The organism is Phenylobacterium sp. (genome assembly GCF_036821595.1).
GTDB lineage: Bacteria > Pseudomonadota > Alphaproteobacteria > Caulobacterales > Caulobacteraceae > Phenylobacterium.
On record NZ_DAISJG010000058.1, the window covers coordinates 1 to 14,398 of the forward strand.

The 14,398-nt window shown below is 70.7% G+C and carries 19 protein-coding genes, 1 tRNA gene and 1 pseudogene; 14 read left to right on the forward strand and 7 right to left on the reverse strand.

Annotation, left to right across the window (positions count from 1 at the left end; genetic code table 11):
* Positions 1–258 (reverse strand): annotated as a pseudogene (locus tag V7Z97_RS16745) (hypothetical protein); the annotation flags it as partial.
* Positions 259–371: 113 nt separating this feature from the next.
* On the opposite strand from V7Z97_RS16745, the gene V7Z97_RS16750 reads away from it, so the two are divergent.
* Complete coding sequence (locus tag V7Z97_RS16750) at positions 372–839, forward strand: hypothetical protein (RefSeq protein WP_334164579.1); 468 nt, start codon at positions 372–374, stop codon at positions 837–839.
* Between the two features lie 202 nt (positions 840–1,041).
* Positions 1,042–3,168 (forward strand): sodium-translocating pyrophosphatase, encoded by a 2,127-nt coding sequence (locus V7Z97_RS16755; RefSeq protein WP_334164580.1) that lies wholly within the window; start codon positions 1,042–1,044, stop codon positions 3,166–3,168.
* A 97-nt stretch (positions 3,169–3,265) separates the two neighbouring features.
* Here the strand turns inward: V7Z97_RS16755 and V7Z97_RS16760 are convergent, their stop codons facing one another.
* Positions 3,266–3,751: an outer membrane protein assembly factor BamE gene (locus V7Z97_RS16760; protein ID WP_334164581.1), complete on the reverse strand. Its 486-nt coding sequence runs from the start codon at positions 3,749–3,751 to the stop codon at positions 3,266–3,268.
* Positions 3,752–3,856: 105 nt separating this feature from the next.
* Here V7Z97_RS16760 and V7Z97_RS16765 point away from each other — a divergent pair, with 105 nt between their 5' ends.
* From V7Z97_RS16765 to V7Z97_RS16790, 6 genes are all read left to right on the forward strand, one after another.
* Positions 3,857–4,384 carry a ubiquinol-cytochrome C chaperone family protein gene (locus V7Z97_RS16765; protein ID WP_334164582.1) on the forward strand — a complete coding sequence of 176 codons (528 nt, stop codon included), beginning with the start codon at positions 3,857–3,859 and terminating at the stop codon, positions 4,382–4,384.
* Positions 4,381–4,902 (forward strand): YceD family protein, encoded by a 522-nt coding sequence (locus tag V7Z97_RS16770; protein ID WP_334164583.1) that lies wholly within the window; start codon positions 4,381–4,383, stop codon positions 4,900–4,902. The genes V7Z97_RS16765 and V7Z97_RS16770 overlap by 4 nt, the downstream gene beginning before the upstream one ends.
* A gap of 81 nt (positions 4,903–4,983) precedes the next feature.
* Positions 4,984–6,042 (forward strand): phosphate acyltransferase PlsX, encoded by a 1,059-nt coding sequence (plsX, locus tag V7Z97_RS16775; protein WP_334164584.1) that lies wholly within the window; start codon positions 4,984–4,986, stop codon positions 6,040–6,042.
* Complete coding sequence (locus V7Z97_RS16780) at positions 6,043–7,023, forward strand: beta-ketoacyl-ACP synthase III (RefSeq protein WP_334164585.1); 981 nt, start codon at positions 6,043–6,045, stop codon at positions 7,021–7,023.
* Positions 7,024–7,125: 102 nt separating this feature from the next.
* On the forward strand, positions 7,126–7,428 hold the full coding sequence (locus tag V7Z97_RS16785) for an integration host factor subunit alpha (protein ID WP_334164596.1): 303 nt from the start codon (positions 7,126–7,128) through the stop codon (positions 7,426–7,428).
* 16 nt (positions 7,429–7,444) lie between these two features.
* A complete protein-coding gene (locus V7Z97_RS16790; RefSeq protein ID WP_334164586.1) occupies positions 7,445–7,858 on the forward strand; it encodes a MerR family transcriptional regulator in 414 nt (137 codons plus the stop codon).
* 37 nt (positions 7,859–7,895) lie between these two features.
* On the opposite strand, the gene V7Z97_RS16795 is transcribed toward V7Z97_RS16790, so the two are convergent.
* Both V7Z97_RS16795 and V7Z97_RS16800 read right to left on the reverse strand, forming a co-directional pair.
* Positions 7,896–7,972, reverse strand: a tRNA-Pro gene (locus tag V7Z97_RS16795).
* A gap of 71 nt (positions 7,973–8,043) precedes the next feature.
* Complete coding sequence (locus V7Z97_RS16800) at positions 8,044–8,247, reverse strand: DUF2842 domain-containing protein (protein WP_334164587.1); 204 nt, start codon at positions 8,245–8,247, stop codon at positions 8,044–8,046.
* A gap of 96 nt (positions 8,248–8,343) precedes the next feature.
* On the opposite strand from V7Z97_RS16800, the gene V7Z97_RS16805 reads away from it, so the two are divergent.
* The 5 genes from V7Z97_RS16805 to msrB all read left to right on the forward strand — a co-directional run bounded on the left by V7Z97_RS16805 (position 8,344) and on the right by msrB (position 12,101).
* A complete protein-coding gene (locus V7Z97_RS16805) occupies positions 8,344–9,375 on the forward strand; it encodes a COX15/CtaA family protein (RefSeq protein ID WP_334164588.1) in 1,032 nt (343 codons plus the stop codon).
* A gap of 166 nt (positions 9,376–9,541) precedes the next feature.
* The gene (gene rplM / locus V7Z97_RS16810) at positions 9,542–10,015 is read left to right on the forward strand and encodes a 50S ribosomal protein L13 (protein ID WP_334164597.1); all 474 of its coding nucleotides are present in this window, start codon (positions 9,542–9,544) and stop codon (positions 10,013–10,015) included.
* Entirely contained in the window at positions 10,015–10,506 is a 492-nt protein-coding gene (gene rpsI, locus V7Z97_RS16815) for a 30S ribosomal protein S9 (RefSeq protein ID WP_334164589.1), read from the forward strand. The genes rplM and rpsI overlap by 1 nt, the downstream gene beginning before the upstream one ends.
* Positions 10,507–10,588: 82 nt before the next feature.
* A complete protein-coding gene (argC, locus tag V7Z97_RS16820; RefSeq protein ID WP_334164590.1) occupies positions 10,589–11,569 on the forward strand; it encodes an N-acetyl-gamma-glutamyl-phosphate reductase in 981 nt (326 codons plus the stop codon).
* 43 nt (positions 11,570–11,612) lie between these two features.
* Positions 11,613–12,101 (forward strand): peptide-methionine (R)-S-oxide reductase MsrB, encoded by a 489-nt coding sequence (msrB, locus tag V7Z97_RS16825; protein WP_334164591.1) that lies wholly within the window; start codon positions 11,613–11,615, stop codon positions 12,099–12,101.
* Positions 12,102–12,113: 12 nt separating this feature from the next.
* On the opposite strand, the gene V7Z97_RS16830 is transcribed toward msrB, so the two are convergent.
* Genes V7Z97_RS16830 through V7Z97_RS16840 form a run of 3 tightly spaced genes read right to left on the reverse strand, consistent with a single transcriptional unit; the run spans position 12,114 to position 13,761 of the window.
* The gene (locus V7Z97_RS16830; protein WP_334164592.1) at positions 12,114–12,860 is read right to left on the reverse strand and encodes a GIN domain-containing protein; all 747 of its coding nucleotides are present in this window, start codon (positions 12,858–12,860) and stop codon (positions 12,114–12,116) included.
* Positions 12,857–13,438 (reverse strand): DUF1700 domain-containing protein, encoded by a 582-nt coding sequence (locus tag V7Z97_RS16835; protein ID WP_334164593.1) that lies wholly within the window; start codon positions 13,436–13,438, stop codon positions 12,857–12,859. Before V7Z97_RS16835 ends, V7Z97_RS16830 begins: the two co-directional genes overlap by 4 nt.
* The gene (locus V7Z97_RS16840; RefSeq protein ID WP_334164594.1) at positions 13,435–13,761 is read right to left on the reverse strand and encodes a PadR family transcriptional regulator; all 327 of its coding nucleotides are present in this window, start codon (positions 13,759–13,761) and stop codon (positions 13,435–13,437) included. Before V7Z97_RS16840 ends, V7Z97_RS16835 begins: the two co-directional genes overlap by 4 nt.
* A 101-nt stretch (positions 13,762–13,862) precedes the next feature.
* On the opposite strand from V7Z97_RS16840, the gene V7Z97_RS16845 reads away from it, so the two are divergent.
* Positions 13,863–14,398 (forward strand): hypothetical protein (locus V7Z97_RS16845; protein WP_334164595.1); only part of this gene is annotated, 536 nt, incomplete at its 3' end.

Below are 14,398 nucleotides of genomic sequence, written 5' to 3' on the forward strand. Positions count from 1 at the left end.
GCCGAACATCGTGTCGGCGAGGCTCACCAGCTCGGTCAGCACCGCGCGCGGGTTGCTGTCCCAGCTTTCCCACAGGCGTGCGCGGTAATTGCCGTCGAAGCTGACCGCGACGCCCATGTCCTTCGCGGTCGTTGCTGCGGCGATTGCCGCAGCGGCGGTCGCCGGGCCGAGCGCGGGGGTGATTCCCGACAAGTGCAGCATCGCCGCGCCGGCGAGGGTCATCAGGCCCGCGGCGGCCTGACGCCTGGAGACCGACATGTCCCTGACTCCTCCCGATTATTTTGCCGGAGGGTATCACTGTTCGCCGGGACGGTCACGCTTGCCGGGGCGTCTCAACCTCGCGGAAACCCCTGTGCTGTAAGCGGTGGACGATGTTCCGCCGCGCCCTCATCGCCGCCGCCGTCCTGCTCACGGCCGCCCAGCCCGCCGCCGCCGCGGGCGGGGGCAAGAAGGAGGCCGCGCCCAAGGACGTGGGCCAGTACGTCGACCTGGCTCCGGTCGGCCTGCCGATCGTCGCCGAGGGCCAGCTGGTCAACTACGTCTTCGTCTATGTGCGCATCAACCTGACGGGCGGCGCCAACACCTCCCACTGGCGGGCCCGCGAGCCGTTCTTCCGCGACGCCCTGGTGCGCGTCGGCCACCGCACGCCCTTCACCCTGAAGGGCGACTACCAGAAGATCGACGCCGCGCGGCTCAGCGCCAGCCTGATGCGCGACGCCGTCGCCATCGCCGGGCCCGGCGTGGTGAAGTCCGTGGTGGTCACCTCCCAGGCCCCGCGCCATCGCGCAAAGGTCCCCAGGCCGTCGTCGACACCGCCGAAAGCCGTGCTCACCACCTGACCCGGCGTCAGGAGAGCGGCGTTTCGTCAGCCGTTGCGCAGGCGCCCGTTCCTTGGCAGTGTCCCCGCCGTCTGTTCAGGAGCGCCGTTAGGAATGCGCTCCGATCAGGGGGAAACCAAAGGGGTTGGGAGAGCTCCGGCGGCCGTAAGTTGAGATCGCCGGCGAAGTCCCCTCCGCGCAATCGCAAAGGGGTGCGCTACACATGAGTACGCTTACGCTGGTGATCATCGCCGGCCTACTGGCCGTCCTTTACGGGGCGGTGCAGACCAGCATGCTGCTGAAGGCTTCGGCCGGATCGGCGCGCATGCAGGAGATCGCCGCCGCCATCCAGGAGGGGGCGCAGGCCTACCTGAAGCGGCAATACACCACCATCGCCATCGTCGGCGTCGTCATCCTGATCATCGTCGCCCTGCTGATCGGCCCGCTCGCCGCCGTCGGCTTCGCGATCGGCGCCATCCTGTCGGGCCTCGCCGGCTTCGCGGGCATGCTGATCTCGGTGCGCGCCAACGTCCGGACCGCCCAGGCGGCCTCGGAGAGCCTGGACCGGGGCCTGTCGCTGGCGTTCCGCTCCGGCGCGGTCACCGGCATGCTGGTCGCGGGCTTCGCGCTCCTGGGCGTGACGGTCTACTTCGCGGTGCTCACCGGCCCGATGGGCCTGGACGCCACCAGCCGCGACGTGGTCGACAGCCTGGTCGCGCTGGGCTTCGGCGCTTCGCTGATCTCCATCTTCGCCCGTCTCGGCGGCGGCATCTTCACCAAGGGCGCCGACGTGGGCGGCGACATGGTCGGCAAGGTCGAGGCCGGCATCCCCGAGGACGACCCCCGCAACGCCGCGACCATCGCCGACAACGTCGGCGACAACGTCGGCGACTGCGCCGGCATGGCCGCGGACCTGTTCGAGACCTATGCGGTGACCACGGTCGCCACCATGGTGCTCGCGGCGATCTTCTTCCGTGGCACCGGCTTCGAGTTCGACATGATGCTGCTGCCGCTGGCCATCTGCGGCGCCTGCATCGTCACCTCGATCCTGGGCACCTTCTTCGTGCGCCTGGGCAAGAGCCGCAACATCATGGGCGCCCTCTACCAGGGCCTCGTGGTCACCGGCCTGACCTCGCTCGTCGCCATCTGGTTCGTCACCGACGCCCTGGTGCCCGGCACGGTCACCATGGCCGACGGCTCGGCCTTCGGGGCCATGGACCTGTTCTGGTGCGGCGTCGTCGGCCTCGCGGTCACGGCGGCCATCGTGGTGATCACCGAGTACTACACCGGCACGGGCTTCCGGCCGGTGAAGTCGGTGGCCAAGGCCTCGGTCTCCGGCCACGGCACCAACGTCATCCAGGGCCTCGCCATGAGCCTGGAATCGACGGCCCTGCCGGCCCTGACGATCATCGTCGGCATCATCGTCGCCTACGGCCTGGCGGGCCTGTTCGGCATCGCCATCGCCACCACCGCCATGCTGTCGCTGGCCGGCTTCATCGTCGCCCTGGACGCCTTCGGCCCGGTGACCGACAACGCCGGCGGGATCGCGGAGATGGCGGGCCTGCCGCCGGAAGTCCGCGTCTCCACCGACGCCCTCGACGCCGTTGGCAACACCACCAAGGCGGTGACCAAGGGCTATGCGATCGGCTCGGCGGGCCTCGGCGCCCTGGTGCTGTTCGCCGCCTACACCGAGGACCTGAAGTTCTTCTCGGCCAACGCCGCGCCGGGCTCGTTCTTCGAGGGCCTGGGCACGGTCGCCTTCGACCTCTCCAACCCCTACGTCGTCGTGGGCCTGCTGTTCGGGGGGCTGCTGCCCTTCCTGTTCGGCGGCCTGTCCATGACCGCCGTGGGCCGGGCGGCCGAGGCCGTCGTCGCCGAGGTGCGCCGGCAGTTCAAGGAGAACCCCGGGATCATGACCGGGGAGGTGAAGCCGGAGTACGGCCGCGCCGTGGACATCCTGACCAAGGCCGCGATCCGCGAGATGATCGTGCCGTCGCTGCTGCCGGTCGTGACCCCGATCCTGCTGTTCTTCATCATCAACGCCATCGCCGGCAAGGCCGACGCCTTCGCCGCCCTGGGCGCCATGCTGATGGGGGTGATCGTGACCGGCCTCTTCGTGGCCATCTCGATGACCTCCGGCGGCGGCGCCTGGGACAACGCCAAGAAGCTGATCGAGGAAGGTCACTTCGGCGGCAAGGGCTCCGAGGCCCACAAGGCCGCGGTCACCGGCGACACCGTCGGCGACCCGTACAAGGACACGGCGGGCCCCGCCGTGAACCCGATGATCAAGATCACCAACATCGTGGCCCTGCTGCTCCTGGCGGTCCTGGCCCACGGCGTGGTCGGCTAGATCCCGGCCCAGCCGGAACGGAAGACGCCCCGGAGAGCCATCTCCGGGGCGTTTTTCGTTTCCCTTTTCCTCCCCATGAAGGGGAGGGAAGGCGCTGTTACCGCCGGTCGCCGGGGCGGTTGCCGGGGACGCCCTCGTCGTCGCGGGGCAGCATGCCGCCGCGGCCCACGGTGCCCAGAAGCTGCTCGAGCACGGTCAGCTCGCGGCCGCGGGTCGGGGTCTCGCGGTTGTTGTAGGCGATGACCTTCCCGTCCTTCAGGGTGTAGTTGTTCACCGTCTCCACCACCTCGGTCTCCTTGTTGAAGACGATGGCGGTGACGTTGCGGGCGGTCACCTGCGGCCGGCGGAAGGCGACGCGCTGCTTGATCTGGTTCATATAGAACCAGACGTTCGGGTCGAAGGTCGAGGTGGCCGAGGGCGAGCCCAGCTTGCCGCGCACCGTCGACTTGGTGTCCGTGCCGACGACCACGTCCTTCGGGTCCGATTCGATCGCCTGGAAGCCGGAGTAGGTGGTGATCGGCGCGCAGGCGGCCGTGGTCATGAGACCGGCGGCGAGGGCGGCGAAGGCGGCGCGGCGAAACATGTGCGGTCGGGACCCGTTGCTTGTTCGAGGCTTTGACCTATCCGTCGCCGCCCACTAGTTCAACGGCTGCTTTAGCCGCGCCCTTGGGCGAAATAGAGGCCGCGCATGCTCCAGCGCCTGTTCAGACCGCGCCCCGCCCAGACCACCGGAAAGGCGCTCTACGCCGCCGCGGTGGCCCAGGCGCGGACGCCCACGCTCTACGAGGCGCTCGGCGCGCCGGACACCGTGGAGGGCCGGTTCGAGGTCTACAGCCTGCACGTGGTCCTGCTGCTGGAGCGCCTGCGCGGCGAGGGCGCGGCGGCGGCCGAGGCCTCCCAGGCTCTGTTCGACGCCTATGTGAAGTCGCTGGACGACGCGCTTCGCGAGATGGGCGTGGGGGACCTCTCGGTCGGCAAGAAGATGCGCAAACTCGGCGAGGCCTTCTTCGGCCGGGCGAAGAACTACCACGGCGCCTTCGAGGCCCTGCCGGACCGCGGGCCCCTGGAGGCGCTGATCGCCCGCACGGTCTATGCCGGCGCGGACGAGGCGAGGGCGGCCGCCATGGCCGACTACGTGCTCGCCCAGCGCGACCACCTGGCCGCCCAGCCGGCGGCCGGCCTGCTGAAGGGCGACGTGGACTGGAGGGCCGCATGAGCGCCGACTGGACGAGGCCGCTGCGCCTCCACGAGCTGGGCCGGGGGGCGGTCACCCTCACCCTGGAGCCCGACGCCGCCCAGCGCGCCAAGGTGGCCCACGACCTGGGGCTGGAGAGCCTCCCGGCGCTCACCGCCAGCCTCACCGTGAAGCCCTGGCTGGACGGCGCCGAGATCACCGGCCGCTTCCGCGCCGTGGTCGAGCAGATCTGCTCGGTGAGCCTCGATCCGTTCCAGCAGACTCTGGAAGGCCGGATCGAGGTCCGCGCCGTGCCGCAGGGGAGCCCCCACGCCCCCGCCGCGGAGGGCGGCGAGGTGGAGCTGGACGCCGACGCGCCCGACCCGCCGGACGTGCTGGACGGCGACGCCGTCGACCTCGCCGGCTATGTGGTCGAGCACCTGGCGCTCGAGGTGGACCCGTTCCCCCGAAAGCCCGGCGCCGAATTCGACTACACGCCGTCGACGCAGGAGGAATCCCCCTTCGCGGTGTTGAGGAAGCTGAAAGACCCCGAGGGCTAAGCCGCCCCGGTTTGCAACTGAGGCGCCGCGGGCGGTATCGTCCGGAACGATTCCGCGCGGCCGAGGGACCAGGCGCTCCATTTGACCCATCCGCTGGTGATCTCGATCGACGCCATGGGCGGCGACCACGGCCCGTCCGTGGTGGTCCCCGGCGTGGCGCGCGCCCTGGCCATCCTGCCGCCCGCCGTCCGCTTCCTGCTGCACGGCGACGAGGCCGCCATCTCCGCCGAGGTGGCGCGCTGCAGGGGCCTGGCCGACCGCGCCGAAGTCCGTCACGCCGATCGCGTGGTGGCCATGGACGAGAAGCCGGCCCAGGCCCTGCGCCGGGCCAAGGGCACCTCCATGTGGAACGCCGTCGAGGCGATCCGCGAGGGCGAGGCGGTGGCCGCCGTCTCCTGCGGCAACACCGGCGCCCTGATGGCGATCTCCAAGCTGATCCTGCGGATGAGCGCCGACCTCGACCGCCCGGCCCTGGTCGCCGGCATCCCGACCCCCAGGGGCGTCACCACCTTCCTGGACGTCGGCGCCAACGTCGACTGCGACGCCGAGCGCCTGGTCGAGTTCGCCATCATGGGCGAGGCCTACCACCGGGCGGTGCACAAGGCCGCGCGCCCAACGGTGGGCGTGCTCAACGTCGGCTCCGAGGAGATGAAGGGCCACGAGGAGGTCCGCGAGGCCCATCGCGTGCTGCGCGAGGGGGGCCTGGATCTCGACTACCGCGGCTTCGTCGAGGGCGACGACATCACCAAGGGCACGGTGGACGTCATCGTCACCGACGGCTTCACCGGCAACGTCGCGCTGAAGGCCATGGAGGGCGCGGCCCGCTTCATGACCAGCGAACTCAAGGGCGCCCTGACCTCCAGCCCCGTCGCCACCGCCGGGGCCCTGGTCGCCCAGGGCGCGCTGAAGAAGTTCCGCGAGCGCATGAGCCCGCCGGGCGCCGCCCCGCTGCTCGGCCTCAACGGCATCGTGCTCAAGTGCCACGGGGGCGCCAGCGCCCGCGACGTCTCCGAGGCGCTTCGTGTCGCACTCGATCTGGCGCAAAGCGACTTCGCCGCCGAGATCGAACGGAATATGACCAGGCTGCCCGCCGCGCTCGCCGAGACGAGCCCGGAGCCAGCCGCCGATGGAGCCGCCTGAGTGTCTAAGGTCCTGCGTAGCGTCGTGACCGGGGTCGGCGGCTACCTTCCGGAACAGGTCGTCACCAACGACGACCTCGCGAAGTTCGTCGACACCTCCGACGAATGGATCCGCGAGCGCACCGGCATCGAGCAGCGCCACAAGGTGCGCGATGACGAGCCGGTCTCCGACCTCGCCGTGGCCGCGGCCCGCAGGGCCCTGGCCGCCGCCGGCCGCACGCCGCAGGACGTGGACCTGATCGTGGTGGCCACCACCACCCCCGACCTGACCTTCCCGGCCACCGCCGCCATAGTCCAGCGCAAGCTGGGCTGCCCGGTGGGGATCGCCTTCGACGTCCAGGCCGTCTGCTCGGGCTTCGTCTACGCGCTGTCGGTCGCCGACGGCTTCGTGGGCCGGGGCCGGTCGAAGTGCGCCCTGGTGATCGGCGCCGACGCCATGACCCGGCTGATGGACTGGACCGACCGCGGCACCTGCGTGCTGTTCGGCGACGGCGCCGGCGCGGTCGTGGTCGAGCCGCAGGAAGGCGAGGGGACCACCGAGGACCGCGGCCTGCTGGGCTTCGCCCTGCGCTGCGACGGGACCAAGCAGGACCTGCTCTACGTCGACGGCGGGCCGTCCACCGACGGCCGGGTCGGCTATCTGCGGATGCAGGGCAACCAGGTGTTCCGCCACGCCGTGGTCAACATCTCCGAGGCGATCAACGCCGCCGCCGCCGACGCGGGCGTGGAGGTGGGCGCGGTCGACTGGTTCATCCCCCACCAGGCGAACCTGCGCATCCTGCAGGGCGTCGCCCACCGCTGCGGCATCGACGAGGACAAGGTGGTCACCACGGTGAGGCATCACGCCAATACCTCGGCCGCCTCGATCCCGCTCGCGCTGGACGCCGCGGTGCAGGACGGCCGGATACAACCGGGGCACCTCCTGCTGCTCGAAGCCATGGGCGGCGGGCTCACCTGGGGCGCCTGCGTGGTGAGGCTTTAGGAACCCGCCTTAACCGCGTTCTGCAATCGGACCCTTGAAGTCCTTGTCCTGATAAGACAATCAAGGACTATGAACAGCATCGCTGCGGGGAACGGGGCGACGATGAAGGGCGCGACGGTGACGCGGGCCGACCTGTGCGAGTCGGTCCACGAGGAGGTTGGCCTCACACGCCAGGATTGCAGCGAGCTGGTCGAGCGGGTTCTCGAGCTGATGGCCCAGGCCCTGGAGCAGGGCGAACAGGTCAAGCTGTCGGGCTTCGGCGTCTTCCAGGTCCGCGCCAAGCGCGCCCGCATGGGCCGCAATCCCAAGACCGGGGAGCCGGCGGCCATCGAGCCGCGCCGCGTGATCGGTTTCCGCGCGTCCCAGGTGATGAAGGCGCGGGTCGACCGCGCCCTCTCGCGGTGAGGACCGCGTAGCCGCCATGGCCAAGGGCCCGGAAGCCTTTCGGACGATCTCCGAAGCGGCGGACGAGCTGAACGTGCCCCAGCACGTGCTGCGGTTCTGGGAAACCAAGTTCTCCTTCATCCGCCCCATGAAGCGGGCCGGCGGACGGCGGTTCTACCGGCCGCAGGACATCGCCGTGCTCAAGGGCGTGCGCCGCCTGCTGCACGACGAGGGCTACACCATCAAGGGCGTCCAGCGCCTGCACCGCGAGCAGGGCGTCCGCCGCCTGGTCGCCGCCGGGGAGGGTGAGGGCGTGGCCCCGCCCATGGCCGAGGACCTCGCCGAACCGCACGCCGCCGACCTCGACGAGGCCGCCCGCGCCCGCCTCGTCGCCATGCTCGCCGAACTCGAAGGCGCCAAGGCCCGCCTCGACGGCCTGCTCAAGCACTAGCCCCTGGATGTGTAGGAAATTCCTCGCCGCCGGCCGCTGGTCGGAGCGACAGGATTTGAACCTGCGACCCCTTGACCCCCAGTCAAGTGCGCTACCAGGCTGCGCTACGCTCCGCAGGCCGGTCGGCGAGGCGGGCCTTATAGGCAGGGGCGGGGCGGCGCCGCAATCCCCAAACGGCCGCCCCCCTAGCGCCCGGCGTTCATCCAGCGGAACAGGGGCAGCACCGGCACGCCCCAGAGCACGCCGGCCACGAGGTAGTAGGCGAGCTGGGCGGCCCAGTGCTTCGGCACGAGCTCGCCCACGGACGCCACGATCCAGATGTAGGCGGCCATGAAGACCAGCAGGCCGACGAGGCCGATCAGCTTGCGGGCGCGTGCGGTTTCGAACATCTGGCGGTGATAGCGGGCCTGCGGCGTGGACGGAACGGCCGTTTCAGTTTAGCGGAGCGCCAAAGTTCAGCCTGAAAGCGGCGCGATTTCGGCTCCATGACCTCGTTCCTGCGTTCCGACCGGTCCCGGGCCGTCGCCGTCTGGCTGTTCGCCGTGGCCGCCCTGGTGCTCGCCATGATCGTGGTGGGCGGCGCGACGCGGCTCACCGACTCCGGCCTGTCGATCACCGAATGGAAGCCGGTGACCGGCGCGATCCCGCCGCTGTCGGACGCCGACTGGCGCCAGGCGTTCGCCGAGTACCAGCAGATCCCGCAGTACCAGCAGGTCAACCGCGGCATGAGCCTGGAGGCGTTCAAGACCATCTACTGGTGGGAGTGGTCGCACCGGCTTCTGGGCCGCGTCGTGGGCCTGGCCTTCTTCGTGCCCTTCGTGATCTTCGCGGTGCGCCGCCAGATCCCCGGCCGGCTCTATGTCCGGCTCGCCCTGCTGTTCGTCCTGGGCGGGCTGCAGGGTCTGATCGGCTGGTGGATGGTGGCCAGCGGCCTGTCCGAACGGGTGTCGGTGGCGCCCGAGCGGCTGACGGTCCACCTGGGGCTGGCCTTCGCCCTCCTGGGCGCGCTCGTCTGGACGGGGCTCGACGCCTGGGCCGGCTGGGCCCGCCAGACCCTGCCCAGCCCCTGGGGCCGCCGGGCGGTGACGCTCACGCTCCTGATCTACGTCCAGATCCTGCTGGGCGCGCTGGTGGCCGGCAACGACGCGGGGCTGGTCTACAACGACTTCCCGCTGTTCGCCGGCAAGCTGTTCCCGGACGACTACGCCGCGGGCGGGGTCTGGGCCACCATCGCCCACAGTCAGGGCGCGGTGCAGCTCCACCACCGTCTGTTCGCCTATCTGCTCACCGTCGTCGCGGTCGTCATCGGCTGGAGCGCCTGGCGGTCGAACTACCTGGCCCCGGAATCCAAGCTGCTGGCCGTGGCGACGGCCGGCGCCGTGGTCTTCCAGGCCGTGCTGGGGATCGCCACCTTGATGGCCCGCGTGCCCATCGGCCTCGGCATCGCCCACCAGCTCGTGGCGGCCATCGCCCTGTGCCTGGCTGTGGCCTTCGCCTGGCGCGTGAGGCGAATTTAGCGCGGTATAATAATACCGCTATTGCTAAGCGGCGGATTTTGCTACTATTTCCCCCGACGGTGCGCGCTTGGGGGTGTTGACTTTGCGCCTGTAGCTGGGCATATGCGCCGCCTCACGTCGGGGCGCGTCACGGTCCCGCCTAAACTCTACGGATCGCACCCTCATGCTGAAGAGCACCACGGCTTCGCTGAAGCCGGCCGAGGTCGAGAAGAAGTGGATCGTGATCGACGCCCAGGACGCCGTTGTCGGCCGCCTGGCTTCGTTCATCGCCATGCGTCTTCGCGGCAAGCATCGGCCCGACTACACCCCGCACGTCGACTGCGGCGACTACGTCGTCGTCATCAACGCCGACAAGGTGAAGTTCACCGGCAAGAAGCTCTCCGACAAGATCTTCTACTGGCACACCGGCCACCCGGGCGGCGTGAAGCAGCGCACCGCCGGCCAGATCCTCGGCGGCAAGTATCCCGAGCGCGTGCTGGAGAAGGCCGTGGAGCGCATGCTGCCGAAGGAAAGCCCGCTGGCCCGCAAGCAGATGACGCACCTGCGCATCTACAACAGCGGCGAGCACCCGCACGAGGCCCAGAACCCCGAGACCATCGCGTTCGCCGACCTGAACGCCAAGAACGTGCGGAGCGCGTAATGAGCGAAGCCAACACCACCGAAGCCACCGGCTTCGACGCCCTGAAGGGCATGGGCACCGCCGCCGCCGAAGAGGCCGTGGTCCGCGAGCCGAAGATCGACGCCCAGGGCCGCTCCTACGCGACCGGCAAGCGCAAGAACGCCATCGCCCGCGTCTGGATCAAGCCGGGCAAGGGCCAGATCACCATCAACGGCCGCGACCAGGCGATCTACTTCGCCCGTCCGGTGCTGCGCATGATGATCGCCCAGCCGTTCGAGCTGTCGGACCGCGCCGGCCAGTTCGACGTGATCTGCACCGTGGAAGGCTCAGGCCTCTCCGGCCAGGCCGGCGCCGTGCGCCACGCCATCTCCAAGGCCCTGACCTACTACGAGCCCGGCCTGCGCGCCGTGCTCAAGCCGCACGGCCTGCTGACCCGCGACCCGCGCGTCGTCGAGCGGAAGAAGTACGGCAAGGCCAAGGCCCGCCGCAGCTTCCAGTTCTCGAAGCGCTAGAGCCGCGCGCGATCAGTCGCGTTTACGGAAGGGGCGCTTCGGGCAACCGAGGCGCCCTTTCTCTTTTCCGGGATCTCCTTCCATGGCCCAGACAGTCTTCATCGACGGCGAAGCCGGCACCACCGGCCTGCAGATCCGCCAGCGGCTCGAGACCCGCGCCGACCTGGAGCTGGTTTCCATCGACCCGGCCCGGCGCAAGGACGCCGACGCGCGGCGCGAGCTGCTGAACGGCGTCGACGCCGTCGTCCTGTGCCTGCCCGACGAGGCGGCGGTCGAGGCCGTGGAGATGATCTCGTCCAGCCACGTCCGGGTCGTGGACGCCTCCACCGCCCACCGCGTCTCGCGCAGCTGGGCCTACGGCTTTGCGGAGATGGACAAGGGCCAGCGCGACCAGATCCGCCGGTCGCTGCGGGTCTCCAACCCCGGCTGCTATCCCACCGGCTTCATCGGCCTCGTCCGGCCGCTGGTGGAGCGCGGGCTGGTCCCGGCCGACTTCCCGCTGACCGTCAACGCCGTCTCCGGCTATTCCGGGGGCGGGAAGGGGCTGATCGCGGAGTTCGAGGATGCCGCCCCGCCGGCCGGCTCCGCCGACGCCTTCCGCAGCTATGGCCTGACCCTCGCCCACAAGCACCTGCCGGAGATGCAGCAGCACGCGGGCCTCACCCACCCGCCGGTGTTCGCCCCGTCCGTCGGCCGCTATGCGCAGGGCATGATCGTCGAGGTGCCGCTGCAGCTCTGGGCGCTCCCCGGCCAGCCCACGCCCGCCGACCTGCGCGCCGCCCTCGAGGCCGCCTATGCCGGCGAGCGGTTCGTGACCGTCGCCGGGACCGACGAGACCGCCGACCTGCAGGCGCGCCGCAAGGGCGCCGCCGGCTTCGTCGCCGACCTCGACCCCGAGGCGCTGAACGGCACCAACCGCATGAAGCTCCATGTGTTCGGCTCGGACGACGGCCGCCAGGCGCGCCTCCTGGCCCTGCTGGACAACCTCGGCAAGGGTGCGTCCGGCGCGGCGGTGCAGAACCTCAACCTGATGCTGGGTCTCGACGAGGCCGCCGGCCTCTAGGCCGCGCTTGCATCTTTGCGGCGGCGGGCCACGTAATTCGGTCATGAGCCCGATCGACCGCCGCCGGTTCCTGACCCTGACGGCCCTGGCCTGCGCCGCGCCCGCGACGTCGGCCCTGGCCGCCGCCGACCCCTATGCGGGGTCGCCCTACCGCAGGCTCTCCGACGCCGACTGGAAGCAGCGCCTGTCGCCCGACGCCTGGCGCGTCCTGCGCCACGAGGCCACCGAGCGGCCGGGCTCCAGCCCGCTCAACCGCGAGAAACGCCGCGGGACCTTCCACTGCGCCGGCTGCGGCCTGGCGCTGTTCCGCTCGGAGTGGAAGTTCGAGAGCGGCACCGGCTGGCCGAGCTTCTTCCGGGTGATCCCGGGCGCCATCGGGACCAAGGTCGACAACACCCTGGGCATGCGCCGCACCGAGTACCACTGCGCCCAGTGCCGGGGCCACCAGGGCCACCTGTTCCCCGACGGGCCGAAGCCCACCGGCCTGCGCTACTGCAACAACGGTCTGGCGCTGAGCTTCAGGCCCGCCTAGCACCCGGCCGGCCTAGTCGCCCTCGCGCCGCACCGTGCCGGAGCCGGAGACGTCGGAGGTCAGCCGCGCGGGGTTGGTCAGCAGGGTCACCTCGCCCGAGCCGGAGATGTCCAGGTCCGCGGCCTCGGTCGGTGCGATCCTCGCCTCGCCGGAGCCCGAGATGTCCACCGAGGCCTCGCGCGCCTTCAGGCCGCCCAGGTCGGCCTCGCCCGAGCCGTTGATCTGCACCTCGACCACGCCGGTCTCGCCCTCGGCGACCATCTCGGAGCTGCCCGAGAGCCGCACGTCCATGCGGTCCTGACGGTAACCGACCACCGTCAGGCGGTCCGCGCCGTTCAGCTCGAAGCGGGTGACGGCCGGCGCGGTCATGACGATCTGCAGGCGGCCGTGGCGGCGGGTGCCCCGCTCGTAGGAGACCCGGCCGTCGTCGCTGACCTCGACCCGTTCCACCGCCCGGCGCGGGCCGGTGATCACCAGCTTCCCGGGCCCTTCGGCCTGGGTGTAGGTGACCTCGGCGGCCACATCGAGCTCCAGCTTGTCGCCGCCCGCCCAGGCGATCTCGCGGGTGATCTCGGGGCCGGAGTCCCGGGTGGAGACGTCCACGTGGTGGTCCACGTCCCAGTCCCAGTCCCACCAGTCGCCCGACGACCAGGCCCCGCGGGCCACCGCGTCCGGGCCGCCGATGGCGACGGCGGTGGACAGGGTGACCAGCGACAGGAAGAAGCCGGCCACGGCGATCATCAGAAGCACGCGGATCATTGCACTGCCCCTTGGGTTTGCGGCTCGAGAGCGGGCTTCAGCAGGCGGTAGTGCAGCCGGCCGTACCAGACGAGCGCGTTGACCAGTCCGATCACCACTATGGTCAGAACCGCGCCCACCGAGGCCGCGCCGGACATCAGGCCGATCCCGGCCAGGACCGCTGTCACCGGGCCGCCCGGCGGGTCGGTGAAGGGTCCGGCGGCGAACACCATGCCGCCGGCGAAGAAGACGGCGATCACCGCCACCCCGATGCCGAACACGGCCCCCGCCACCGCCATCAGGATCGGCAGCAGGAAGATGATGTCGATGGCCCCCAGCCCCAGCACCGCGAACACCGCCGCGCCGGCGGCCGACGGATTGCGCTCCTGCTCCCAGCGCTTGAGGCCGGCCTCGGCCTTGAGCTCCCGGGCCAGGCGGGAGGGATCGCCCAGTGCGGCGGCCACCTCCTCCTCGCTGCGGCCGGCGGCGGCGCCGTCGGCGAAATGGGTCTCGTAGTCGGCGACGATGTCGGTGATGGCGTGGGCGGGCAGACCCCCCAGTCCCTCCCGCAACCTCGCCAGGAACGCCTGACGCGTCATTGCGCCTCTCCCAGGATGTCTTCCACGGCGCCGGAGAACGACCTCCAGGACGCCTTCTGCGACTCGAAGCTCCGCTTTCCCGCCTCGGTGAGCCGATAATACTTCCGCGACGGGCCAGCGGTGGACTCCACCAGATAGGTCTCCACCAGGCCGTCGTTCTGCAGACGGCGCATGAGCGGGTAGATGGTGCCTTCGCCCATGCCGATGGCGTCGGCCAGGCGGCTGGCGATCTCGTAGGCGTAGCTGTCGTGCTGCGAGAGCAGCGCCAGCACGCAGAGCTCGAGGGCTCCCTTCTTCAGCTGGATCTCGATGGCTTCGGGCACGAGCGCCTCCTCACGAGTTCTTCTATCGCAAGGTAGCGTGCGTCACAAGGTAGTGGGCGTTACAAGTTAGTAAGGTTGCGCCGAACGGCTAAGCTGGCGGCATGAAGACCTGGCTCGCCCTCCTGGCCCTGCTGTTCGTCGCCGGCTGCGCGCGGCCCCCGCTCGATCCCCGGGCCGACCGCGCCGCGCGCGACTTCTACGCGGCCGTCCAGGCGGGGGATTGGGGCCGGGTCGACGCCAGCCTGTCGCCGGCCATGGCCCGGGGCGACCGCCGCGCCGCCTTCGAGCAGGTGCGCCGCGCCCTGCCGCCCGGCCCGGTGCGGGAGGTGAGGGCGGTGGGCTGGAGCCGGCCGGACGGCGCCGACCACGTCTCCGCCGTCCACCTCTACCGCTTCGCCGACGCCGACGTGGTGGTGAACACCGCCCTGCAGCCGTCGGGGCCGGGCGGCTCCCTGCAGGTGGCGAGCTTCCTGGCCAACCGCCTGCCGAAGGGCGTGGTCGAGGCCAACCGCTTCAGCCTGTCGGGCAAGACCCCGCAGCACTACGCCTTCCTGGTCACCGCCTTCCTGAGCCCGCTGGTCATGGTCGCGGTCGCCGCCATGGCCGCCATGACCCGGGGCCTGCGCTTCAAGATCGC

Bases quoted from the DNA above. Each gene is read 5' to 3' on its own strand.
- V7Z97_RS16750 (WP_334164579.1), top strand. From the start codon at position 372: ATGTTCCGCCGCGCCCTCATCGCCGCCGCCGTCCTGCTCACGGCCGCC.
- V7Z97_RS16755 (WP_334164580.1), top strand. From the start codon at position 1,042: ATGAGTACGCTTACGCTGGTGATCATCGCCGGCCTACTGGCCGTCCTT.
- V7Z97_RS16760 (WP_334164581.1), bottom strand. From the start codon at position 3,751: ATGTTTCGCCGCGCCGCCTTCGCCGCCCTCGCCGCCGGTCTCATGACC.
- V7Z97_RS16765 (WP_334164582.1), top strand. From the start codon at position 3,857: ATGCTCCAGCGCCTGTTCAGACCGCGCCCCGCCCAGACCACCGGAAAG.
- V7Z97_RS16770 (WP_334164583.1), top strand. From the start codon at position 4,381: ATGAGCGCCGACTGGACGAGGCCGCTGCGCCTCCACGAGCTGGGCCGG.
- V7Z97_RS16785 (WP_334164596.1), top strand. From the start codon at position 7,126: ATGAAGGGCGCGACGGTGACGCGGGCCGACCTGTGCGAGTCGGTCCAC.
- V7Z97_RS16790 (WP_334164586.1), top strand. From the start codon at position 7,445: ATGGCCAAGGGCCCGGAAGCCTTTCGGACGATCTCCGAAGCGGCGGAC.
- V7Z97_RS16800 (WP_334164587.1), bottom strand. From the start codon at position 8,247: ATGTTCGAAACCGCACGCGCCCGCAAGCTGATCGGCCTCGTCGGCCTG.
- V7Z97_RS16805 (WP_334164588.1), top strand. From the start codon at position 8,344: ATGACCTCGTTCCTGCGTTCCGACCGGTCCCGGGCCGTCGCCGTCTGG.
- rpsI (WP_334164589.1), top strand. From the start codon at position 10,015: ATGAGCGAAGCCAACACCACCGAAGCCACCGGCTTCGACGCCCTGAAG.
- argC (WP_334164590.1), top strand. From the start codon at position 10,589: ATGGCCCAGACAGTCTTCATCGACGGCGAAGCCGGCACCACCGGCCTG.
- msrB (WP_334164591.1), top strand. From the start codon at position 11,613: ATGAGCCCGATCGACCGCCGCCGGTTCCTGACCCTGACGGCCCTGGCC.
- V7Z97_RS16830 (WP_334164592.1), bottom strand. From the start codon at position 12,860: ATGATCCGCGTGCTTCTGATGATCGCCGTGGCCGGCTTCTTCCTGTCG.
- V7Z97_RS16835 (WP_334164593.1), bottom strand. From the start codon at position 13,438: ATGACGCGTCAGGCGTTCCTGGCGAGGTTGCGGGAGGGACTGGGGGGT.